A 21,614-nucleotide genomic window follows, 5' to 3' on the forward strand; every position below is an offset into this window, starting at 1 on the left:
CGGCGGGTCACTCCGCTAATCGGCCCGGCGACGGGGTCAGCACTCGCGCGGCGGGCGCGCCATCCAGAACAGATCGGCCCCCGTGGCGCACTGCCTGGTCGGAACGGTCACCACGAGCCGGCTGCGCCGGGCCATGATCGCTCGGCCGCCCCTCCCCGTTTCCGGGCAGGACGCGTCCGCCCCCGATCATGCATAGAGAACCGTAACACCTGCGAACAAGAATGTTCGTGATGTTGGAATTGTTCTCCTGGAACGCCCCGGTTGGTAGCTTTGGCACATGGACTCCCATCGCCGCGGCTCCCTGCCGCGCGGGCGTCACCACCTCACCCGCGAACAGGTCTGCGCGTCGCAGCGGGCACGCCTGCTCCACGGCATGACCGACGCCGTAGGCGAAAAGGGCTACGCCCGAACCTCCGTCGCCGACGTGCTGAAACGCGCACACGTCTCCCGCGAGACGTTCTACGAGCACTTCGCCGACAAGCACGAATGCTTCATCTCGGCCTACCAGCTAGCCGCCGACCGCATCGGCCAGCTCGTCCACGAGGCCCTGGTCACCGGCGACGCGCCAGTGATGCAGCGGTTCGAACGCGCCCTGGTCGCCTACCTCGGCGAACTCTCGCTGGACGCCGCGACCGCCCGCACCTTCCTCCTGGAGGTCTACGCGGCGGGCCCGAGTGCGGCGGCACTACGCTACGGCGCCCAGCACCGCTTCGCCGAGACCGTGGCGGGCCTGATCCTGGAGGACGACCGCTACCGCACCCACCCCGACCCCCACCTGGCGGGCCGGATGCTCGTGGGCGGCGTGGCGTCCCTGGTCACCGGAAAGGTGGCCATGGGCGAACACGCCACCCTCCCGGCCCTGTGCGCCCCGATCCTCGCGCACATCCGCTCCGTCCTGGACCCCTGACGGAGCGCCGCTCAGGGTTGGTAGGTGGCGGCAAGGTGGTCATGAAGCTCGGCGTGCCGGAACTGGTAGATCGGCCCGACGGCACGCAAGAGCCCGAGGCGATGGCAGTCGTCCAAAAACGGCATCAACCGCCGCGGCAGACGGCGGGCCAGGGCCAGCCGGTAGGTGGCGACCAGATACGCCTGCCAAGCTCGATGGCCGCCGGTCGTAAGCCCGACCGTGCTTCCGATTGGGAGCGCGACCGCCACCCCGGCCCCAGGCGCGGCCACGAGGCCGATTGCGAGGCCAACTGGGAGGCCGAACGCAAGGCCACCGTTTGCGGCGCGAAGTAGGTTCAGGGTCCGGTCGGCGTGCCAGTTGCCCATGGGGGTCTGGGTGCGACGCTTAAGCGCGGGCGTCTCTGCCCATTCGGTGAGACCGGCCGCGAGCCCAACCCCGAGCCCGACCCCGACTACGAGCCCGACCGCGATCCCAGCCGTAAGCCCGACTTCGAGCCCAAGCGTAAGCCCGAGCCCAAACGTAAGCCCCGCCGCGAGCTCAATCGCAAGCCCGGCCTTGAGCCCGAACGCGAGTGCACGCAAGAGTTCGGAGGCACGTCCCCGAACGCGCAGGTCGGCAAATCCCGGCCGATCTTGTGCCCAGGCTCCGACATTGGAAGAGTTCAGCACGACCATGAGTCCGACCATGAGTGCGACCACGAGCCCGAGCGGGAGCCCGGCGGCGAGCCCGAGCGCGAGCCCGGCCACGGTAGTGAGGATTGTGAGGGCGAGTCGGGCGGTGGGGGTTATGGCGTGGGTGGTGGCGGCCAAGCGCCACCAGGCCAGGTCGCGGGTACCGGTTCCGGTCGGGGCGGGTTGGTGGGTGAGGTGGTGAGCCAGGTAGCCCAGCCAGTGGCGGACCATGGCGGGGTCGTGTCGGCGGCGGGGGCGGAAGGGGTCGGCGGGGTTGTCGGTGGGTGGGCGGGTGGCGATGAGGGCGGGGATGAGCTGGTCGAACAGGTGGGTCTTCAAGGCGTCGGGGGTGGGGAAGCGGGTCGGGTCGGTCAGGGGTGTGGGATCGGTGCCGGGGGCGAGGTAGACGGCACGCAGCAGCCACAGCCCCAGCGGGGTCTGCGTGACCTCGGCCAGCGCCGCCGCCGGGCGGCCGGGCGGTGGTGCGTGGCGCAGGGCGGTAAGAGTGTATTGCCAGTGCGGACCGGGCTCGGGAGGCAGGCAAGCGGCCAGGTAGTCGGCGGCGGCGACGGCGTCGAGCGGGCGGGGCTCCAGCACGGCCGCAGAGGTGATCACGTCCCCGGCCTGGGTGACCGCCTGGGTGAACTCGGTCGTGCGGCTGGTAAGAATGAGCTGGTCGTCTCCGTCCAGCGACCGGTTCAGCGCGCCGATCACTTCGGCCTGCGCGGGGACGGGCAGCTCGTCCAAGCCGTCGAGGACGGGCAGGAGATGCCCGCGCGCGGACAGCGCCCGCACCACGCTCTCGCCGAGCCTAGGAGCACGCAGTGCGGGGTAGTCGGCTAGGAGCTGATCGGCGAGCCAGTCGTGCAGCCGGGGATAGCGCGCGGTGTCCCAACCGGCGATCGGCAGCAGGACCGGAACCGGCTCATCGCCGTGTTGGGGGCGGGTGGCCAGCAGGTGTAGCAGCAGTTGCAACGCCAGCGTGGTCTTGCCCGCCCCCGGGCCGCCCAGGATCACCAAGCGCCGCCGCCGGGTTTGGCGAAACCGCGTCGAGAGCGCGGCGATGTCGGCGCTGGAGGCCGTCCACCACAACCCGCCCCCACTTGCGGCGGGGTCGATGAGGGCGGGATGGTCCATGATCGCGGGGGCGTGCGCGCCGGGCGCGGGCACGCGCCAGCGCACCGGAATCGGATCGGGGTCGTCCAGCGACCGCAGCCGCGCCTCTTCCCTCCACTGCTCGCCCACCAGCTCGGCAAGCAGCTCCTTGGCGCGCGTCACCGCATCAGGGGCGGGGACGGCCTGCGCGGCCAACTCGCGGGTGCGCCGCCGCGCCCACCACAACACCGAGATCAGCGGCACGACGGCTGCCAGCACGAACCCGCCGGTGAGCTGGGCACGGTTGGCCGCGATCTGCAACCCATCCTTGCCGGTCAACGGGGCGAACGTCACCGCTCCCAGCACCAACACCCCGGCCACCGCCGCCAGGAAGACCAGCCATGGCCACCCGGCCCTGCCGTTGCGCATGGCCGCCATCTTCGCCCCTCACCCGCCACCACGTGGACGAAGTCCACAAACGGCCTCACCAGGTGGCTGCGTCGCTGAAGGCCGCTAAAGGTGCTTGAGGGACGCGGCGAGGTGCTGAAAATCGGCCCGCGTCAGCACGATGTGAGGGCCGCCGGGGTCCTTGCTGTCCCGAACGGCAACGTGACCAGGTGCATCGGCCACCTCGACGCAGTTACCGCAGTTACCGCCGTTACCTGTGCTGCGGCTTGCCTTACGCCAGGTCAGGGGCCTGAGTTCCACCGACTCCTCCTCGCTAAAGGCTCTTGATCGCTTCCGCAAGCCCTCGGAAGTCTTCTCGCCTGAGGGTGAGGTGGGGGCCGTGGGGGTCTTTGCTGTCCCGGACGGCGACATGGCCCGGCGCGTTGGCCACCTCGACGCACTCTCCACCGTTGCCCGTGCTACGACTTGCCTTACGCCACTTTGCGCTGGTCAGGTCCATCTTTCCTCCGCTGTCCTGCGTATTAGGTCGAGTGACTGGTCTTGAGGCAGGGCTAGTGATCGAACCTCCAGCAAGGTTCGCGACATTGTCGCAAGATCCTCTGGGTCGCCCAATGTCAGACCCCGAGCGGCTGATTCGACATACGCGACCTCGGTTCGATCCTCCAGTGTTGCGATCGTAAACGAACCGCTCGCCCCGAGATGACCCCTCGCGGGAACGATCTGGACGCGTAGTCGCTCGGACGTTTTGCTGACCAGGTACTCCAGTTGCTCATACATGACCTCAGGACCGCCTACATCCCGGTATAGCACGCTTTCGTCGAGGAGCAGAGAGAAGATCGGCGGCTGCGGTTCCTCACGCGTGAGGACTTCCTGCCTACTCATCCGTGCGGCGACAGCGTCTTTGGCGCCGTACAGCAGCGTCGATGCATAGGCCGGAGTCTGGAGAAGTCCGTGCACGACAGAGAGGTGGAAGGAAACGAGCTCGTTGGCGGCGGCCTCGACGGGAGGCCAGTCGAACCAGGTAGGGAAGGCGGCATCCATGACGAGGTCGTCCCACAGCTCGACCAGTTCGCCGTTCGCGCCGAGCTCGCGGTCCATGGTCTCGGCGAACTCGCGGGTGCAGCGGGTCTTGCCCTGCTCGACCTGGCAGACGTACTGACCGGTGACCCCCTGGCCTTCGTTGGCGCGCCGACCTGCGCGTTCCTGGGAGAGCCCGGCGGCCTCGCGGTACCTGCGGAGCCGCCTGCCGAACGCGACGAGCGTGGGGGATATAGCTGCGCGCTTCTGCGTGGGGGGCATTGAACCGATCCTCTCAAGTGCTCGAAAGCGGCCCGAAAGCGTGATCTCGTTCAGCGTTCTCAGATCCTCATGAGAGACCCCGCTTGCTACGTAGCGTAACTAGATCATCGCTTATATGGAGGTGCAACGCCCAAACAGGTCCGGGAGGTAAGCCTCATGGGTCCAGCGGTGCTTATGCCGGAGATTCCGACGCTTGTACTGGATTCGACCGATCGCGCGCCCGGGGTGGCGCGGGAGTTCGTGTCGGCGCGGCTTCGGGAGTGGGGAATTTCGGACGACTTCATTGCTCGGCTTGTGGTGTCCGAGCTGGTCACGAACGCGTGGATGCATGGGGAGGGCCCGATCGTCGTGCGGGTGTTCCAGGACGGCCGGGCCGACACGGTCGTGATGGAGGTCTGGGACAGAGGGGAAAAGCATCCCTTTATCCGGCACACCGACTGCGGGGCCCTGAACGGGCGCGGCCTGCTGCTGGTGTCACAACTCGTGCTCGCCTGGGGAATCCGCCCCTTGCTGGAGAGAGGAAAGATCACGTGGGTGAAATGCGCGGTCTGAGCGACCGAGCGGAGCGGTACGTCCTCAAGTGGCGGACGCGGCTCGGGAAAGAGACGACGACGCAGCACTTGGACCTGCTCGTCGCGGCCCTGCTGCCGGGCGAGTGGCGGTTCGTGAAGTTCTACCGGTCGGACGTGCATCCGATGCCCCTGCCGTTGCTGTGGATCTCGGGCGCCGAGAACATCGGGCTCGTGGTCACCGTCCTCGCGACCCCGGGCGGGACGTGGGGCTACTACGAGGCCCAGCGAGGCAGGCACGGCTACCTGTCCCCCTGCGGCAACGCGGCCCAGGCGGGCATGCAGATCGACCGCCTACTCAGGGACCGAGCCGAGCAGCGACGGACGCCCGGCTGCTAGCGACGTTGCGCCAACCGTCCACCCTTCCAAGTGCGGGTCGAACAGCCGGGCGGCGTTCTTGCCCACAGGCACGGGACGGACCACCGCTTCCGAACGGCAGGGCCCATGCGATATCCGATCCCGAGCACAAATGGTGTGGGCGGCGTAGCTGGTTTTCGATGAGGGCTCTGGCTCTCGCTGAGGGCTCCGGCCATCGCCTCCGTGAACATCCGCGGTTGGGTCTATGGCACGGGACGCTGGGTAGCTGCCGCCGACGGAGTGGTTCGAATGCCTGGGATTGGTGGCGTAGTTCGGCCAGGTCGCCGTCTAGCGGGGTCGGTTCCGCAGGCGGCAGGGCTCGAGAAGGCAGCGTCGGATAGACCAGCGTCAAATAGACAGCGTCGGGCACCTCACCGGCTGGTGCTTGGCTGCGCTCAAGCGGCTTCGTCGATGGCAGTGGAGGCGTCGTCGCCTGGTATTCGCTCGCCTGGTACTCGGTCGGCAGGTCTGCGTTCGCCAGGTAGGTGGTCGACGGGTGTGTGTTTGGTGGGTGGGTGGTGGATGTTTCCCGGGGCCCGTGGGTGTGTCTCTCCGGGTGACCGTAGTTGGTAGGTGTGGAGGCCCTTGGCGGTGCGGCGGACGGTGACCTGACTTGGGTGGGTGTGCTTGAAGCGGTTGTGCCATCCGCAGGCTAGGGCCAACTGGTCGATGTCGGTGGGGCTGTGTTGGAGTGCCCATCCCTGGACGTGATCGACCTCGCACAGGGTGCCAGGGACTTCGCAGCCCTCGACGGCGCAGGTGGGGTAGAGGGTTTCCAGGACTTGTCGTTGTCCTGGGCTGGCGAAGCGGAATCGGTGGCCGAGGTAGAGGGGGAGGTTGCCGCCTCCCAGGATCAGGGGTGAGACTCCGGCGGACAGAGCGATGCGTCGGGCTTGCTCGGGTGGGATGGGTGATCCGTCGGTGAGGCGGGCGGGGGTGGTTCCGCCGGTGAGAGTGTCCAGGTCGAGGATGAGGGTGACCTTGGTGGCCTTGTGCCCGCCCGACAGCACGGCGGTGAGGGCGGCGGCGGTGCGCTCGGCCTGGTCGCGGGTGTCGTCGGTGCCGACGGGTTTGGCGAGCGGGGCCAGGGATCCGTCCCAGATGGCGGCGTCCTCGGCGTTCAACCATCCTTTGAGGTAGCGGCCGCCGTCCAGGGAGCGGGTGGACTCGATCCAGGAGCGTTCATAGCCGCGCCGAGTGTCGGTGTCGGCCGCCTCGGTGTCGTCGCGTTGGGCAATAACCTCGCGGATGCGTGAGCCGAACGCGGCGACTTTGCCCGCCGAGCATCCCTGGTCGACTAGGGACAGCAGGACGTCTTGGGCGGCGGCGCAGTCGTGGTCGTCGAGGCGGGCGATGGCGCCGGCGATGGTAGCGGCGTGGCCGTAGGACAGGGTCCCCTCGGCCAGCCGGTCGGTGACCTGGGTGAGTCGGTGCCGGTGGCGGGCCAGAATGAGGCGTTCTTTGGCGCGGGCTTCGCGCATGCCCAGCCGGGCCCGCAGCCATGCCTGGGTGGAGGGCAGCCCCCAGCGCTGTACCTCCCGTGCGCCGTCCACCACGCCGATGAACGCACTCAACGCCGCCTCGTGTTTATCGATGGCGCCCGATAGCGTTTCTGTCAGCTCCATGCACGCTGTGGCGGATTCGGGCGCGGGGCGGCGGGCGAGTTCGGCCGCGATCGCTGCGACGGCGTCCACCAATTCTGTGGTGGACGAGTCCGCAAGATCGACCGCGACTGTCTCCATAACACCAATCCTAATCCACCCCACTACCCACGGTGACCACAATGAGACGCTATTACTGTTACCTTTCGGTGACAGTAGGTGGTTGGCGATTTGGGGTAATTGAGGCGCAAAGAAGGTGGCTGGGGTGCCGTGGGGACATGTGGGGTTAAGGGATGGGGCCTGTACGGACAGGCGGTCGTGGGGTGTGTTGCCGGGCTAGCGGGTGCTGGCGGATGCGTTCGGTGCGGGGGGCGTGGGCTTCGCGGGGTGGTCTTTCGACAGTTAAGGGGGCACAGCGGGCGTAAGGGGGCACAGGGGGCGTGGCGCGTCAGACAGAGGGCAGGCGGCGGGGGAGCCTGCCCGACGAAAGCCGCACTGAGGGGCGGTCCCGTACGCAGCACCACCCACCGCAGCACCACCCAATCGCACCGCCAACCAATTCGCTGGACAGCCGGTTAGTTTCGGACGAGGACCAGTAGTTTTTCCTTGGGTGATGCGGTGGTGCCCGGGGTCAGCGCTATCAGGGCGGCGAGGGCGGCGCGCAGGGGTTGCGACAGTTCCGATGATGCTCCCTCAGCGCTGACCAGGACCGCGAGTATAGAGGTGGCTGCCAGTACCACATCGCTCTGCCTGAGAGGACGGCTTCGGTCCCACAGCGGAGCGGCCAGACGCTGCGCGTTCTCGATCAGGGGCCCTAGGACCGGCCCGTAGCGCGCCCTCACGAAATCCAGTGCCAGATCGAGCGCCGCTGCCGGGTCGTCGGCCGGTGACCAGGCGTCAGCCGCTCCCAGTTCGCGGTGCAGGAACTCCGAAATCGATGGCATCACTCCCTCCCTGCTACCTGTGCGCGGCGTGCTGTTGATCAGGAGGCGGCGCATCAATTGGTTGCATGTCCGCCCCAGCATTGCCAGAGTTTCCAGGTCCAGGGCACCAAGGTCGCTTCTGGCCACAGCGTGGGCGAAGGTCAGATCCAGGTCGAGGGAGAAGTCAAAGTCACCGCTGGAATCAAGGTGGTGGATCAGATCGCGGTCGGTGTCGAGTTCGCGAATGAGATCAAGGTCCCGGACATGCTGGGGAGTGACAACGAAGGAGAAATTGGACTGAAGGATGAGACGAAGATCATGACCCATGTCGTCGGCGGTATAAAACGGGACGACGTGCTGAGAGAGAATGCGGCGAAGCGTACTGGAGAAAATGAGAGCCCGACTGAGGGGGTCACCGGCATCAACGGTGTCGGGGAGATGGAATTCGCGCGCCAGCGCACGGGCGAAGCCAAGGACTCGGGCATGGATGTGGACAAGGTCGCGTTCGAACGCGGCGGGATCGTCGGGGTTGACGATGGGGAGATGATCGAGATCAAGGGTGTAGTCGAGGATACGTCCGAGGGTGACCGTACGTTCACGGTCGAGACCTCGTTCGGCAAGGCGATCGTGGACACGGTCGAAGGTACTGCCGCGAGCTCGGTCGATCAGGCTGAGGCGGTCGAAGGTGTGCAGTAGATCGAGGGAGTGCAGAAGCTGGTGGTCGGGGTTGGTGAGATCTCTGGGCTGGGCGTAGGCCAGTAGTTGCGGGAAGTCGAGGGGCGACTGCGGTTGGAGCAGGCGGAAGAGAAGGTAGGTGTGTTCGAGAATCAGCTCGGGATATTCGTTGACCTGTTCCGGAGTGGGGCGGTGCGGATGAAGGGCCGGTGTGGCTGAAACCAGGCGCACTCGGCTACGGTCGGCGAACCAATCTCTGTCCGTGGCATAGAGGGCCCTCCCCACACATAGGTCACTGTTCAGGGCATGGCGGGCTTCGCCCGAGGTGGGCGAGCGGTAGCTGATGCCGTCGCCGAACAGGCCGTTGAGCCAACGGAGAAAGCCCTCAATGTCGTATGCCCACAGGTCGACGTTCTGGAGTTCGGTGGACCCGGAGGGCCAAGGACCGCCGCCGGTGTGGTTGATGTAGCGGTTCCATAGGTCGGCGGATACGGGACGGGAGCAGATACGGGTTCCCTCGTCGTCCAGGGCGTGGGTCTCCTGTAGCTCGCGGGCGGCGGCCACGCCGTCCAGCAGCCGGACTTCCTCGGGATTCGTGGGGTCGGTGGTGAGCAGTGCGTCCAGCCGGGCGCGTAGGGCGGGGTCCAGTTCGCGGGCCTCGGCCACGCAGGCGAAGGCGAGGTTGAGGGCGGTCACGGTGCGGACCGCCAGGCAGGCCTCGACGACCGGTCCGGCGTCGGCGCGAGCCGCCCACAGGAGGGTGGTCTCACGCCACCAGGGGTCGCCGACGTTGTCGATCAGGAGCTGGCGGCGGGCAGCATGCCCGGGGATGAGGGCGGCTGCCAGGTATTCCTGAAGGGTGAGGTGGGCGAAGCCGTAGCGTCCGTACTGGCGTTCCATGAGCAGGCCGCTGCGCCGCGCCTGAGCGAGGAACGCCTCGGGGGCGAGGTCGGGGGCCGTGCGTTCCAGGATGGAGCGGATCGCGCGCTGGGCGTCCTGGACGGGGATGTCGCGCATATGGTGACGCATCATGTAGAGGGCCAGTTCCTGGACGATGCGTTCCTGCTTGTCGCCGTCCAGGCCGTCGGTGAGGTGCTTGGCCTCCTGGCGGCGGTGGAGGAGGACCTGACAGACCTCCTCGTAGAGCGCGGCGCGGCTGCCGGGGAGGCTGCCCCGGTAGCGGTGCACATTGGCGATCATGGTGAGCAGCAGCGGGTTCGCGGCGAGATCGTAGAGCGCGGGACGGCCGCTGATCCGCTGAAACAGGTCGTCGGCGGCCTGGGCGGCGAGCCGGTCGATGTCGTGCGGGTCGTCCTGGCGAGCGCGGTGCTCGATGGCGCGGTACCAGGCGTGCAGGAACGTCTGGATCTGGCGGTTGGTGAATCGCTGCACTTGGAGGACGTCGGCGGAGGAGAGGCGGGGGGTGTAGCCCTGGGGTCGCGAGGTGATCACGAAAGAGTTGCCGGGATAGCGGCTGATCTGGGCCTCCACCCAGCGCACGACGCGGGTGCGGTGCTGGGCGTCGGCGACCTCGTCGAGGCCGTCTAGCAGGACCACGCACTGGCCGCGCTCCAGGCACCGCTCCAGCCACTCGGCGGAGATCACGCCGTGCAACCACTCGGCCGTGACGGCGATCTGCGGTAACCCCTCGGGCTGGTCGGCCTGGAGCGCCTCGGCGTGGTCGCGCAAGTACAGCAGGACGGGCAGGCGGCGGCGAGGTCCGGAGGGCCAGCGGTGTTCAGCCATCTCCAGTGCGGTGTGGCGGGCGAGGGTTGTTTTGCCGGAACCGGCGGCGCCGAGGACGGCCAGGACGCATCCGCTGGTCAGGAAGGCCGACAGCGGCGCGCGTTGGCCGACCGCCGGAGGACCGGACGGTGGGGTGGGGCCGATACCGCTGTCGGTCTCGGCGGCCGTCACCGTCTTGGGCTGGAGCGTCACGTCCACGTAGACCTGTTTGGTGCGCAGGACGAACTCCGCCTGGGTAACGAGACCGAGGGTCTCCATCGACCCGACGGACGAGCGCACCCGGCGCAGGTAGTCGCGCTGCGATCCCCGTCGGCGGGTGCCTTCGGACGATCCCGATGCGGGCAGGGGCGCCTGGGCCAGGGCCCCCATGAAGGTGAACACGAGCGCCAGGTAACCCCAGCTCCCACTCAGTTTCCCGCCGTCCAGGACCTGGTTGACCGCCACCCCGGCCACGACCGTCAGCGACGCCGCGATGAGGGCTCGTCCCATGAATCTCAGCCGTCGCACAGCACCCCGCTCCGGGCAGAGACGTCGTTCTCCGGATTCCACCTAAGCGCGTGGAAGTGCCCCCCGTGCCGGGCCGTCACCGATCCGATACGAGGGGCACGAAATTGGGGGTTTGGGTGGGACGCATTTCGGGTCGGGGTACGCGTCCCAAAAGCGCGTACCCCGAGCTAGATGAAGGTGCTGAGGAGGGCGGCCATGGCGAAGCCGACGACCGAGAGGATCGTCTCCAGAACGGTCCAAGTCTTGAGCGTGTCGCGGACGGACATGTTGAAGTAGCGGGAGATGATCCAGAAACCGCCGTCGTTGACGTGCGAGGCGATGATGGAGCCCGCGGAGATCGCGATGGCGATGAGCGCGATGTGCTGCTGGGAGAAGTCCTTGTCCTGGATGAGCGGCGCGACGATCCCGCCGGTGGTGACGATCGCGACCGTCGCCGAGCCCTGGGCGACGCGGAGGCCGCAGGCGATCAGGTAGGCGAGGACGATCACCGGGAGCCCCGCGTCCGAGAGCGTGTCGGCGAGGGCCTTGCCGACGCCGGTCGCCGAGACGACCGAGCCGAAGAACGCGCCGCCGCCGATGACCAGCAGGATCATGCCGACGGGACGCAGCGACCGGGTCGCGAGTTCGGACAGTTCGGCGGAGGAGATGCCGCGCCGTATGCCGAGCAGGTACATCGCGAGCAGCACCGCGATCGTGAGCGCGACGACGGGGTTGCCGAGGAAGGTGAGCGTCGGCAGGGCGGGGCTGTCCTCCCACCAGACGGTGCCGAAGGTGGCGAGCAGGATCAGCACCAGCGGCACGGCGATGATCAGCCCGACCAGGGTGAGCGACGGCTCGGGCTCCGGCTCCTTCGCGGGAGCGTCGTCCTTGGACGGAGCGTCGTTCTTCGCGAGGTCGACCTTCGCCTCCTCTCCTACGACGTACTCCTCGGGCACCTCGACGATGACGCGCTTGCCGATCCAGGCGCCCCACGCGACACCGGAGACGAGGAAGGCCGGGATGCCGCAGATCAGGCCGAACACGATGAGCCAGCCGAGCGGGACGCCGAGGAGTCCGGCGGCGGCGACGGGGCCGGGGTGGGGCGGCAGGAAGGCGTGGGTCATCGAGAGGCCGGCCAGCAGCGGCAGCGCGTACAGGACGAGCGAGCGTCCGCCCTGCTTGGCCGTGATGTAGACGAGCGGCGCCAGCACAAAGATGCCCACGTCGAAAAAGACCGGAATGCCAAAGATCAGTCCGGCGAGGCCCATCGCAAGCGGCGCGCCGCGTTCACCGGCGACGCTCAGCAGGCGGCGGGTGAGGACGTCCGCGCCGCCCGAGCGTTCCAGGATCGCGCCGAGGATCGTGCCGAGGCCGACGATCGGCGCGATGTGTCCGAGAAGGCCGCCGAAGCCCGTCTCCAGCAGGGACTTCTTGGAGCTGAGCGCGGTTCCGACGATCTCCTCGACGCTGAGCCCGGCGACCAGCGCGAGGGCGAGGCTGGAGATGATCAGTGCGATGAACGGTTCCAGTTTGACCTTGATGATGAGGAACAGGAGCACCGCGATCGACACGGCGCACAGCAGCAGCAGGCCGCCGGTCTCGTGTTGCAGCCAATGGACCATGAACGTGACCTCTCGGGGTGGAAGGGTGAATCAGCGGGTCGCCCCGTCGGGAGTCCGGCGGAGGGAGCGGCCCGGCAGGGCGCCGGTGCGGCGCCCCGCGTCGATGACGGCCGTCCCGGCGACGAAGACGTAGGGGACGCCGTCGGCGGGACGCCGCGGGTCGTCGAACGTGGCCGTGTCGCGGACGGTCGAGGGGTCGAACAGGACGAGGTCGGCGTGGTATCCGGGCCGGATCAGCCCGCGGTCGGCGAGCCGGAGGCGCCGGGCGGCGCGTCCGGTGAGGTGGGCGACGCACTCTTCGAGGGACAGGACACCGAGGTCACGGACGTAGTGCCCGAGGTAGCGGGGGAAGGTCCCCCAGGCGCGGGGGTGCGGTTTCGCCGCGGCGAGCAGGCCGTCGCTCCCGCCGGTGTGGCAGGGGTGCCGCATGATCGCCTGGACGTTCTCCTCGTGCCCGACGTGCTGGAGGATCGTGGTGGACATGTCGTCGGCCGCGAGGATCTCGCAGTAGACCTCGAACTCGGGGCGGCCCGACTCGGCGGCGAGGTCCGCGACCGTCCGGCCGATGACGGCGGGGTCGCGGGAGCCGGAGATCTCGATGGTCTCCCACTCGGCGGGGACGCCGTGGCAGCCGTCCGACCCCTCGACCTCCATCGCGTGCCGGATCCGCGCGCGTTCGGCGGGGTCGGCGAGGCGGGCCGCGAGCGCCTGCGGGCCGCCCGCCGCCGCCCAGCTCGGCAGCAGCGCGGCGAGCGTCGTGGAGCCGGGCAGGTAGGGGTAGGTGTCGAGGGTGATGTCGCAGCCGTCGCCGATCGCCGCGTCCAGCAGCGCGAGCAGTTCGGGCGCGCGGCCGCGGTTGACGCCGAAGTTCATCGTGGCGTGCGCGAGGTGGAGCGGGCAGCCGGAGCGGCGCGACAGCTCGACCATCTCGGCGTACGCCTCCAGCGCGCCCGCGCCGTACGAGCGGTGGTGCGGCGCGTAGAAGCCGCCGAGGGACGCGACGACGCGGCACAGTTCGGTCAGCTCGTCGTCGCGCGCGTACATGCCGGGCACGTAGGTGAGGCCGCTGGACATGCCGACCGCGCCCTCGCGCATGCCCGCCGCGACGAGTTCGCGCTGCTTGTCGAGTTCCGCCGGGGTGGGCGGACGGTCGTCCCAGCCCATCGCGAGCATCCGCACCGCCCCCTGCGGGACGAGGTAGCAGGCGTTGACCGGGATGCCCCGGTCGAGCCGGTCGAGGTACCCGCCGACGGTCCGCCAGCTCCAGTCGAAGCCGGGCGGGTCGCCGTTCCAGCCCGCGATCGTGCGGCGGATCTCGGCCAGCGTGCCGTCGTCGACGGGGGCGTAGGAGAGGCCGTCCTGCCCGATGACCTCGGTCGTCACGCCCTGGCTGACCTTGGCGAGATGCTCGGGGTCGGTGAGCAGCGCGAGGTCGGAGTGGGCGTGCATGTCGATGAACCCGGGCGCGAGCACGAGCCCGCCGCCATCGACGGTCGTCGCGCCGGACGCGCCGGGGCCGATCTCCGTGATCCGTCCGTCGGCGAACGCGACGTCGGCGACCCGGCCGGGGGCGCCGGTGCCGTCCACGACGGTCGCGCCGCGGATCACGGTCGAGGACATCAGAACCACGTCCTGATGTAGTCGACGACGACCGGGTCTTCGGCGTGCGCGTCGTCCACGACGGGGATGAGCAGCCACTTGTCGAGCGCCGTGCACGGGTGCGACAGTCCGAGCCGGACGACGTCGCCGACCTCCGCGTCCCCGTCCACGACGAACGTGTGCTGGTCGTTGAGCGCGGTGACGCGCGCGTTCTCGACCGGCGCCGTGCCCCGGCCCCGGACGAGCTGCGGTTCGGGCAGCCCCTCGTCGTAGGACAGGTCGCGCTTGCCCGCGTCGACCAGCGCGAGCCCGGGTTCGGGACGGGACACGACCCGCGCCCAGCCGTGCATCGCCGACCGCAGCCGCGTCCCGGCGGTGCCGCCGGTGCCGCGCGAGAACGGGGAGCGCTCGCGGTAGAAGCCGTCGTCGTGCACGATGTACGCGCCCGACCTCACGACGACACGACCGCCGAGGCCGCCGAGCACGTCCGCGACCACGTCGAAGAACGCGCTGCCGCCCGCCGTCACGATCGGGTCGTCGGTCTCGTACTCCAGGTCGCCGAACAGCGACGCCATCCGGCGCAGGTACGTCTCGACGGTCGCGAGCCCCTCGGTGTCGGCGTCGTGCGCGAGCGCGCCCTCGTATCCGGCGACACCGGCGAGCCGCAGCGTCGGCGCCTTGCGCACCGTGTCGGCGATCGCGCGGGCCTCGGCGTCGTCGCGCACGCCGGTGCGGCCGTGCGGGCCGCCGAGTTCGACGCACACCTCGATCGGACGCTCCGCCCCGGCGGCGCGGAGCGCCTCGTCCATCAGCTCGACCGCGCGCGCGGAGTCGACCCACGACACGAACGCGAACTCGGGGTCCTCGGCCATCCGCGCGGCGAGCCACGCGAGGCCGACCGGGTCAAGCAGCGTGTTGGCGAGCTGGATCCGGCGGACGCCGAACGCCCGCGCGACGCGGATCTGCGGCAGGTTCGCGAGCGTGATGCCCCAGGCCCCGGCGTCGAGCTGCCGTCGCCACAGCTGCGGTGCCATCGTGGTCTTGCCGTGCGGCGCGAGCAGCAGACCGGCCGCGTCCGCCCAGCCCGCCATCGCGCGCAGGTTGTGGTCGAGCGCGCCCGCGTCGAGCGTCAGCAGCGGCGTGCCGAAGTCGGCGAGCGGCAGCCGCGCGGCGCGGGCCTGCTCGACCGTGAGCCCGTGCGCGGACGCCGGAACCGCCTTGTGGCGCCAGTCGAGCCGCTCCTCCCCGAGCGCCTCGACCGCGCTGACGTCGATGTTCGCGACCATGATGACCTCCCGTATTGCACTATACGCAACCTCAATTGCGCTATGTGCTGTTGTGGTTGTAGCATCGCCCTCGGGTACCGGTCAACGGTCGGTCGACGATCGTGACCCACTCGGGAGGGCAGGAAGATGGAACACTTGCCGGCTGCCGTTTGCGTGGGCGAATCGATGGCCGTGCTCCTTCCCGACCAACCCGGTCCTCTTGAGGACGTCTCCTCATTCCATCCCGCTTCGGGGGGCGCCGAGGCGAACGTCGCCCGGGGACTCGTCGCGCTCGGCATCCCCACGGCCTGGGTCGGACGTGTCGGAGACGACGGCTTCGGCCGCCGGGTGACGCGCGACCTCGCCGCGGGCGGAGTCGACATCCGCGGGGTCTCCGTCGACTCGCGCCGCCCGACCGGCCTCTATGTGAAGGAGGTCGGGCTCGGCGGCAGTGTCCTGCATTACTACCGGGACGGGTCCGCCGGGTCGGCGATCGGGCCGTCCGTGCTGGACGACCCGTCCGCCGGGCCGCTGCTGGGCGGCGCGCGGCTCGTCCACCTGTCGGGCATCACCGCCGCGCTGTCGGACTCCGCGCTCGAACTCACCCGCGAACTGCTGCTGCGCCCGCGCGACGGGCAACTGGTGAGCTTCGACCTGAACTGGCGTCCGGCGTTGTGGCGGCGGCGCGGGCCCGGCCGTCCGGAGGCGGTGCTGGCGCCGCTGCTGAACGCGGCCGACATCGTCCTCCTCGGTGCGGACGAGGCGACCGCCGTGCTCGGCACCGGCGACCCGGCCGAGCTGCGCGAACTGCTGCCCGGCCCGGCGACGCTCGTCGTCAAGGACGACGCCCACCACGCGACCGCCCTCACCCGCCGTTCCGGGGACACCGCGGAGGACACCGCCGTCACCGAGCCCGCGCTGAACGTGGAGGTCGTCGAGCCGGTAGGGGCGGGGGACGCGTTCGCCGCCGGATACCTCACCGGTACGCTGCGCGGGTACGGTCCACGGCGCTGCCTGCGGCTCGGCCACCTCGCGGCGGCCGCGACGCTGGTCGTGCCCGGCGACCACGGGCCGCCGCCCCCGCCCGCCCTGGTGGACGGACTGCTCCGCGCGTCCCCCGCCGAGTGGGCGGCGACGACGGTCCGCGCCTCCGGCATCGGCCACCCGCTGGTGACGGGCCATCCGGTGCCGATGGGGCGGGCCGGGGAACCGGGTCGTTCGGTGGAGGAGGGGAGCCGGTGAGCCAGAGCCTCGCCCGCGCGCTCGCCATCCTCGGCGAGCTGGGCGAGGGCGCGCGCACCCTCGACGAGCTGGCGGCGAAGGTCGGCGTGCACAAGACGACCGTGCTGCGGCTGCTGCGCACGCTGGAGGACGCGCGGTTCGTGCACCGCGACGCCGACCACCGCTTCCACCTCGGCGCCGGGCTGTTCGCGCTGGCGGGCGCGGCGCTGGAGCAGCGCGGCGTCCGCGACATCGCCGCGCCGCACCTGGCGCGGCTGAACGACGCGACCGGACAGACCATCCACCTCGGCGTCTACGAGGGCGGCGACGTCGTCTACCTCGACAAGTACGACTCGCGGCACGCGATCCGCATGTACTCGCGGGTGGGGCTGCGGATGCCGCTGCACGCCACCGCGATCGCGAAGGTGCTGCTCGCCGACCTGCCGGGCCCCCGCCGCGCCCGCATCGCGGGCGAGATCGAGTACACCCCCTTCACCGAGCACACCATCACCGGCCCGGACGCGCTGCTGGACGAGCTGTCCCGCGTCGCTGCCCAGGGCTACGCGATGGACGACGCCGAACACGAGACGTTCATCCGCTGCGTCGCGGCACCCGTCCGGGACGCGTCCGGACGCGTCGTCGCGGCCGTCTCGATCTCGGTGCCCGAGGTCGTGCTGAGCCGCGACGAGGTCGTCGCGCTGCTGCCCGACCTCCTCGCGACCACCCGCGCCATCTCCGCCGACTGCGGCCACACCGAAGGGAATCCTTGAAATGAGCGACAAGACGACCGTGCGCACCGACGGCGCCCCGACTCCCGCCTACGCGTTCTCGCAGGGCGTGCGGAAGGGACCGCTGCTCCAGGTGTCCGGGCAGGGCCCGCAGGACCCGGCGACCGGCGAGTTCCTCTACCCGGGCGACGTGAAGGCGCAGACGCGGCGCGTCCTGGAGAACATCAAGGCGGTGCTGGAGGCGGGCGGCGCGAGCGTCGAGGACGTGCTGATGCTGCGCGTCTACCTGAAGACGCGCGACGACTTCCCCGCGATGAACGAGGAGTACGAGGCGTTCATCAAGGAGAACTGCCCGAGCGGTGTGCTGCCGAGCCGGACGACGGTCGCGGTCGAGCTGCCGCACCCGGCGATGCTCGTGGAGATCGACGCGCTCGCCGTCGTCGACTAGCCCCTGCCCGGCCGGGAGAGTCTGCCGGTCGCGACCAGCTCCAGCGTGATCAGCACCGCGATCGCCTCGATGGCCAGCAGGCCGATGAGGACGAGGAGCTGCGTCGCACCGGCCTCGACCGGGTCGGCGCCGCCGAGCAGCACGCCGACGAACGCGCCCGGCAGCGTGACGAGCCCGACCGTCCGGGTCTGGTCGAGGACGGGGAACAGCGCGAGCGCCGCCGCCGGACGGGCCACCTCCAGCGCCGCGTCCCGTACCTGGAGGCCGAGCGCGAGGCCGCCCTCGTACTCGCCGCGGCGCGTGGTCAGCTCGTCCAGCGCGCGGCGCCCGGTGAGGCCGGTCGCCGACATCGCGCCGCCGATGAAGATCCCGGCGATCGGCAGCACCGCCACCGGACGCGCCGGGACGAGCGTCGAGGCCACCAGCAGCGCGAGCACGGGCGCGACGCCCGCCACGATCGGCAGCGCCGTCCACCCGGCGGACCGGAGAGTAGAGCCGGTGATGCGGTGGCCCGCCGTCGCCGCGGCGACCACGACCATCCCCGCGATGAACGCCGACGTCCAGCCCGCGCTGCCCAGCACCGCCGCGATGACCAGCGACACCACCGCGAGCTGCACGGTCGCGCGCGCCGACGCGACGAGCATGTCGCGGCCGAGGCCGAGCCCGCCGAAGCGCGCGAGGATTCCGGCGACCGACGCGAGCGCGACGAGGACGAGCACGAGCAGCGGGCCGACCTCCGGCGCCGCGTCCACCGACCCCGCCATGTCGGCCATGCCGCCCATTATTCCAATTGGGTTGCTTGTGATCTCATAGCGCTCTCCTACCCGCTTAAAACCCCGATAGCGTGGGACTTGTGGAGGATGAGGACGCGGGCGGGACGTCCCGCCGCAAAGCGCTCTGGTTGATGGCCGCGGCAGCCGCCGGGCTCGGAGCGCTCGGGGCGGACGGCGCGCATCCGTCCAACGGGTCCCGGTCGGCGGCGCAGGCGGTGCCGACGCCGCGCGCGCGGCCGGTCATCCATCCGACCCCGACGCCGACCCCCACGCCGACGCCGCGTCCGGCCCCGTGGACTCCGGCGAAGCTCACCGCGACGAAGACGCCGGTGCGCGAGCTGACGCAGCTCGTCCCGCCGCCGCCGCCGAACACGATCGCGCTGACCATCGACGACGGGCCGAGCCCGCTGTGGACGCCGCGCGTGCTCGACCTGCTCGCCGAGCACCAGATCCACGCGACGTTCTTCATCATCGGCGAGCAGGTGCAGGAGTTTCCCAAGCTCACCCGCCGCATCGCCGACGCCGGTCACCAGATCTGCAACCACACGATGACGCACCCGATCACGATCGGCGGCCTCTCGCACAAGCGCGTCACCAAGGAGGTCGTCGACGCGCACAAGCGGATCGCCGACGTCACGGGCGTCGTGCCGCAGTTCTTCCGCTCGCCGGGCGGCGCGTGGTCCAAGACCGTGCTGGAGGTCGTCGCCGAGCACGCGATGCTGCCGATCGACTGGGCCGTCGACCCGCGCGACTGGTCGCGTCCCGGCGTCGGGCACATCCGCAAGACGCTGCTCAGCGCGAAGGCGGGCAACATCATGCTCTGCCACGACGGCGGCGGCGACCGGTCGCAGACGCTCGCGGCGCTGAAGACCGTCATCCCGAAGATGAAGAAGCGCGGCCTCACGTTCGTCGCGCTCTAACCCGCGACCCCGGCGTCCCCGGCGACGCCCGCGAACAGGTCGGTCTCGGGGATCGGCGCCGCGACGTGCGAGCGGGCGAGGTGGTAGTCCTCGGTCGGCCAGACGGCGCGTTCGACGTCGCGCGGATGCGTCATGAAGCCCGCGTCCGGGTCGATCTGCGTCGCGTGGGCGAGCAGGGCCCGGTCGCGGACGTCGAAGTACTCCGCGCAGCGCACGCGCGTGGTGATGTCGAGTTCGGGTGCATTGGACGGCCAGTCCGCGAGGATCGGGTCGATCTGCGACGCGAGACCCCGTTCGGTTATCCCGTCGTGGAGCGCCTGGAACCACCGCCGGGAGAAGGCGCCCTGGTAGTAGAGCTTGAGCGGACGCCACGGACGTCCCGTCCCGGGGTAGCGGGCCGGGTCGCCGGACGCGCCGAACGCCTCCACCGTCACCTCGTGCGTTCTGATGTGGTCGGGGTGCGGGTAGCCGCCCGTCTCGTCGTAGGTCACCACGACGTGCGGACGGAACTCGCGCATCAGCCCCACCAGCGGACGCGCCGCGTCGGCGAGCGGCGTCACCGCGAAGCAGCCGTCCGGGAGCGGCTCGCCCGCGCCCGGCAGCCCGGAGTCGGTGAAGCCGAGGAACCGGTGCCGGACGCCGAGGATCGCGCGCGCGGCGTCCATCTCCGCGCGGCGGACCGAGGGCAGGGCGGCGCGGACGTCCGGCCGGTCCACCGCCGGGTTCAGGATGTCACCGCGCTCCCCGCCGGTGCAGGTCGCGACCATGACGTCCGCGCCCTCGGCCGCGTACTTGGCCAGCGTCGCGGCGCCCTTGCTCGACTCGTCGTCGGGGTGGGCGTGGACGCTCAACAAACGAAACGTCATCGGGACACTCTCCTAGCGGGGTAGAGGAAGGCGGGCACGAGCGTGACGGCGGAGAGCCCGACCGCCCACCAGAACGTCGCGCCGTACGCGGCGGCTCCGTCGGCGTGGTGGTCCAGCGAGTGCTGGAGGACGACCGCGAGCACGGCCGTGCCGAGCGACCCGCCGACGCGGTTGACGGTGTTGACGGCTCCGGCGGCTCGGGCCGTCTCGTCCGGACGGACCGACGCGTAGATCGTCGCCATGCCGGGCGCCATCACGACGCCGAGCCCCGCGCCGCGCAGCACCAGCGACGCGACCAGCAGCCACCCGGGCGGACCCGCGCCGAGCTGCGTGAACGCGAGCGTCCCGGCGAGCGTCAGCACGATCCCGGTGAGGATGAGCGGGCGCGGCGCCATGCGGTCGGAGAGCCGCGACGCGAAGAACGTCGCGATCGCGGTGCCGAGGGCCTGTGGAGCGAGGAGCAGCCCCGCCTCCAGCGCGGACGCGTGCTCCACCCGCTGGTAGTAGAGCGGGAGCAGCAGCATGGAGCTGTAGAGCGCGGCGCCCTGCAAGAACGAGTTGGCGGTCGCGACCGCGAAGCCGCGCCGGGCGAACAGCCGCAGGTCGATGAGCGCGTTCCCCCGGCGGCGCAACGCGTGCACCACGTAGCCGACGAGCAGGCACGTTCCAGCGGCGAGCGAGACGACGACGCGGGACGGGCCGCCCGCGTCCCCCAGCTCGGAGAACCCGTAGACGATCGCCGCGAGGCCGGGCGAGAGCAGCGCCAGCCCGAGCACGTCGAGCCGCCCGCCCTTGCCCCGCTCCCGCGCGGCGTCGGACGGGACGTACCGCTTCGCCAGCACCAGCGTCAGCAGCCCGACTGGGACGTTCACCAGGAACATCCACCGCCAGTCGAGCCGTCCGACGACCAGGCCGCCGATCACCGGCCCGAGGACGGGCGCGAACGTCAGCGGCAGGACCGTGATGCCGAACACCCGCCCGAGCCGCGCCGGCCCGGCCGCGCGGACGACGATCGACTGGCCGATCGGCTGGATCAGCCCGCCGCCGATGCCCTGGAGCACCCGGAACGCGATCAGGCTTCCGGCCGACCAGGCGAGCCCGCACAGCGCGGACCCGGCGGTGAACAGCGCGACCGAGGTCAGCCACATCGTCTTCGCGCCGAACCGGTCGCTCGCCCAGCCCGCCAGCGGCATCACCATCGAGATCGCGAGCAGGTATCCGGCCGACACCCACTGCAACGTGCCGACCGGGCTGCCGAACTCGCGGGCGACCGCGTCGAGCCCGACGGTGACGATCGTCGTGTCGAGCATGGCGAGGATCGGGCCGAGGACGAGGACGAACGACGTCTTCAGCAGCGCCGCGTCGAGCCGGTCCCCCGAGCGGGCCGCGTCGGGCGCACGAGTGGCGGTGGGCATCGAACCTCCAAGTAGTTGTG

Annotated in this window: 19 protein-coding genes; 7 read left to right on the plus strand and 12 right to left on the minus strand. The window is 70.3% G+C overall.

Features of this window, described 5'->3' with window-relative positions; genetic code table 11:
* The first annotated feature begins 277 nt into the window (after positions 1-277).
* The gene (locus K2F47_RS27020) at positions 278-907 is read left to right on the plus strand and encodes a TetR/AcrR family transcriptional regulator (RefSeq protein ID WP_242908229.1); all 630 of its coding nucleotides are present in this window, start codon (positions 278-280) and stop codon (positions 905-907) included.
* An 11-nt stretch (positions 908-918) separates the two neighbouring features.
* On the opposite strand, the gene K2F47_RS27025 is transcribed toward K2F47_RS27020, so the two are convergent.
* From K2F47_RS27025 to K2F47_RS27040, 4 genes are all read right to left on the minus strand, one after another.
* Positions 919-3,111, minus strand: a complete 2,193-nt coding sequence (locus K2F47_RS27025) for an NACHT domain-containing protein (RefSeq protein ID WP_242908230.1) — start codon at positions 3,109-3,111, stop codon at positions 919-921.
* A 75-nt stretch (positions 3,112-3,186) separates the two neighbouring features.
* The gene (locus tag K2F47_RS27030; RefSeq protein WP_242908231.1) at positions 3,187-3,381 is read right to left on the minus strand and encodes a DUF397 domain-containing protein; all 195 of its coding nucleotides are present in this window, start codon (positions 3,379-3,381) and stop codon (positions 3,187-3,189) included.
* 13 nt (positions 3,382-3,394) lie between these two features.
* A complete protein-coding gene (locus K2F47_RS27035; protein ID WP_242908232.1) occupies positions 3,395-3,580 on the minus strand; it encodes a DUF397 domain-containing protein in 186 nt (61 codons plus the stop codon).
* A complete protein-coding gene (locus K2F47_RS27040; RefSeq protein WP_242908233.1) occupies positions 3,571-4,380 on the minus strand; it encodes a helix-turn-helix domain-containing protein in 810 nt (269 codons plus the stop codon). The genes K2F47_RS27035 and K2F47_RS27040 overlap by 10 nt, the downstream gene beginning before the upstream one ends.
* 174 nt (positions 4,381-4,554) lie before the next feature.
* Between K2F47_RS27040 and K2F47_RS27045 the strand changes: the two genes are divergently transcribed.
* Both K2F47_RS27045 and K2F47_RS27050 read left to right on the plus strand, forming a co-directional pair.
* Entirely contained in the window at positions 4,555-4,932 is a 378-nt protein-coding gene (locus tag K2F47_RS27045) for an ATP-binding protein (protein ID WP_242908234.1), read from the plus strand.
* Positions 4,920-5,288 (plus strand): hypothetical protein, encoded by a 369-nt coding sequence (locus K2F47_RS27050; protein ID WP_242908235.1) that lies wholly within the window; start codon positions 4,920-4,922, stop codon positions 5,286-5,288. Before K2F47_RS27045 ends, K2F47_RS27050 begins: the two co-directional genes overlap by 13 nt.
* Positions 5,289-5,701: 413 nt before the next feature.
* Here K2F47_RS27050 and K2F47_RS27055 read toward each other — a convergent pair whose 3' ends face one another.
* From K2F47_RS27055 to K2F47_RS27075, 5 genes are all read right to left on the minus strand, one after another.
* Positions 5,702-7,048, minus strand: a complete 1,347-nt coding sequence (locus tag K2F47_RS27055) for an HNH endonuclease signature motif containing protein (RefSeq protein WP_242908236.1) — start codon at positions 7,046-7,048, stop codon at positions 5,702-5,704.
* Between the two features lie 434 nt (positions 7,049-7,482).
* The gene (locus K2F47_RS27060) at positions 7,483-10,740 is read right to left on the minus strand and encodes an NACHT domain-containing protein (RefSeq protein ID WP_242908237.1); all 3,258 of its coding nucleotides are present in this window, start codon (positions 10,738-10,740) and stop codon (positions 7,483-7,485) included.
* Positions 10,741-10,925: 185 nt separating this feature from the next.
* Entirely contained in the window at positions 10,926-12,359 is a 1,434-nt protein-coding gene (locus tag K2F47_RS27065; RefSeq protein ID WP_242908238.1) for a GntP family permease, read from the minus strand.
* Positions 12,360-12,389: 30 nt separating this feature from the next.
* On the minus strand, positions 12,390-13,979 hold the full coding sequence (locus K2F47_RS27070) for an N-acyl-D-amino-acid deacylase family protein (protein WP_242908239.1): 1,590 nt from the start codon (positions 13,977-13,979) through the stop codon (positions 12,390-12,392).
* Positions 13,979-15,244, minus strand: a complete 1,266-nt coding sequence (locus K2F47_RS27075) for an amino acid deaminase (protein ID WP_242908240.1) — start codon at positions 15,242-15,244, stop codon at positions 13,979-13,981. The genes K2F47_RS27070 and K2F47_RS27075 overlap by 1 nt, the downstream gene beginning before the upstream one ends.
* Before the next feature lie 126 nt (positions 15,245-15,370).
* Here K2F47_RS27075 and K2F47_RS27080 point away from each other — a divergent pair, with 126 nt between their 5' ends.
* Genes K2F47_RS27080 through K2F47_RS27090 form a run of 3 tightly spaced genes read left to right on the plus strand, consistent with a single transcriptional unit; the run spans position 15,371 to position 17,620 of the window.
* A complete protein-coding gene (locus tag K2F47_RS27080) occupies positions 15,371-16,465 on the plus strand; it encodes a sugar kinase (RefSeq protein WP_272497513.1) in 1,095 nt (364 codons plus the stop codon).
* Positions 16,462-17,214 (plus strand): IclR family transcriptional regulator, encoded by a 753-nt coding sequence (locus tag K2F47_RS41515; RefSeq protein WP_242908242.1) that lies wholly within the window; start codon positions 16,462-16,464, stop codon positions 17,212-17,214. Before K2F47_RS27080 ends, K2F47_RS41515 begins: the two co-directional genes overlap by 4 nt.
* Position 17,215: 1 nt before the next feature.
* Positions 17,216-17,620 (plus strand): RidA family protein, encoded by a 405-nt coding sequence (locus tag K2F47_RS27090; protein ID WP_242908244.1) that lies wholly within the window; start codon positions 17,216-17,218, stop codon positions 17,618-17,620.
* Here the strand turns inward: K2F47_RS27090 and K2F47_RS27095 are convergent.
* Positions 17,617-18,393, minus strand: coding sequence for an ABC transporter permease (locus K2F47_RS27095; protein ID WP_242908246.1), 777 nt, complete (start codon positions 18,391-18,393; stop codon positions 17,617-17,619). The genes K2F47_RS27090 and K2F47_RS27095 overlap by 4 nt on opposite strands.
* A gap of 80 nt (positions 18,394-18,473) precedes the next feature.
* On the opposite strand from K2F47_RS27095, the gene K2F47_RS27100 reads away from it, so the two are divergent.
* A complete protein-coding gene (locus K2F47_RS27100; protein ID WP_242908248.1) occupies positions 18,474-19,313 on the plus strand; it encodes a polysaccharide deacetylase family protein in 840 nt (279 codons plus the stop codon).
* On the opposite strand, the gene mca is transcribed toward K2F47_RS27100, so the two are convergent.
* Complete coding sequence (gene mca / locus K2F47_RS27105; RefSeq protein ID WP_242908250.1) at positions 19,310-20,179, minus strand: mycothiol conjugate amidase Mca; 870 nt, start codon at positions 20,177-20,179, stop codon at positions 19,310-19,312. The two genes, K2F47_RS27100 and mca, sit on opposite strands and share 4 nt — an antisense overlap.
* On the minus strand, positions 20,176-21,594 hold the full coding sequence (locus K2F47_RS27110; protein ID WP_242908252.1) for an MDR family MFS transporter: 1,419 nt from the start codon (positions 21,592-21,594) through the stop codon (positions 20,176-20,178). Before K2F47_RS27110 ends, mca begins: the two co-directional genes overlap by 4 nt.
* Positions 21,595-21,614 lie beyond the last annotated feature (20 nt).

The organism is Actinomadura terrae (assembly GCF_022751215.1).
Classification (GTDB): Bacteria; Actinomycetota; Actinomycetes; order Streptosporangiales; family Streptosporangiaceae; genus Spirillospora; species Spirillospora terrae.

Excerpts from the sequence above, each read along its gene's own strand:
- K2F47_RS27020 (WP_242908229.1), top strand. The coding sequence starts at position 278 with ATGGACTCCCATCGCCGCGGCTCCCTGCCGCGCGGGCGTCACCACCTC.
- K2F47_RS27025 (WP_242908230.1), bottom strand. The coding sequence starts at position 3,111 with ATGGCGGCCATGCGCAACGGCAGGGCCGGGTGGCCATGGCTGGTCTTC.
- K2F47_RS27035 (WP_242908232.1), bottom strand. The coding sequence starts at position 3,580 with ATGGACCTGACCAGCGCAAAGTGGCGTAAGGCAAGTCGTAGCACGGGC.
- K2F47_RS27040 (WP_242908233.1), bottom strand. The coding sequence starts at position 4,380 with ATGCCCCCCACGCAGAAGCGCGCAGCTATATCCCCCACGCTCGTCGCG.
- K2F47_RS27045 (WP_242908234.1), top strand. The coding sequence starts at position 4,555 with ATGCCGGAGATTCCGACGCTTGTACTGGATTCGACCGATCGCGCGCCC.
- K2F47_RS27050 (WP_242908235.1), top strand. The coding sequence starts at position 4,920 with ATGCGCGGTCTGAGCGACCGAGCGGAGCGGTACGTCCTCAAGTGGCGG.
- K2F47_RS27055 (WP_242908236.1), bottom strand. The coding sequence starts at position 7,048 with ATGGAGACAGTCGCGGTCGATCTTGCGGACTCGTCCACCACAGAATTG.
- K2F47_RS27060 (WP_242908237.1), bottom strand. The coding sequence starts at position 10,740 with ATGGGACGAGCCCTCATCGCGGCGTCGCTGACGGTCGTGGCCGGGGTG.
- K2F47_RS27065 (WP_242908238.1), bottom strand. The coding sequence starts at position 12,359 with ATGGTCCATTGGCTGCAACACGAGACCGGCGGCCTGCTGCTGCTGTGC.
- K2F47_RS27070 (WP_242908239.1), bottom strand. The coding sequence starts at position 13,979 with ATGTCCTCGACCGTGATCCGCGGCGCGACCGTCGTGGACGGCACCGGC.
- K2F47_RS27075 (WP_242908240.1), bottom strand. The coding sequence starts at position 15,244 with ATGGTCGCGAACATCGACGTCAGCGCGGTCGAGGCGCTCGGGGAGGAG.
- K2F47_RS27080 (WP_272497513.1), top strand. The coding sequence starts at position 15,371 with ATGGAACACTTGCCGGCTGCCGTTTGCGTGGGCGAATCGATGGCCGTG.
- K2F47_RS27090 (WP_242908244.1), top strand. The coding sequence starts at position 17,216 with ATGAGCGACAAGACGACCGTGCGCACCGACGGCGCCCCGACTCCCGCC.
- K2F47_RS27095 (WP_242908246.1), bottom strand. The coding sequence starts at position 18,393 with ATGGCCGACATGGCGGGGTCGGTGGACGCGGCGCCGGAGGTCGGCCCG.
- mca (WP_242908250.1), bottom strand. The coding sequence starts at position 20,179 with ATGACGTTTCGTTTGTTGAGCGTCCACGCCCACCCCGACGACGAGTCG.
- K2F47_RS27110 (WP_242908252.1), bottom strand. The coding sequence starts at position 21,594 with ATGCCCACCGCCACTCGTGCGCCCGACGCGGCCCGCTCGGGGGACCGG.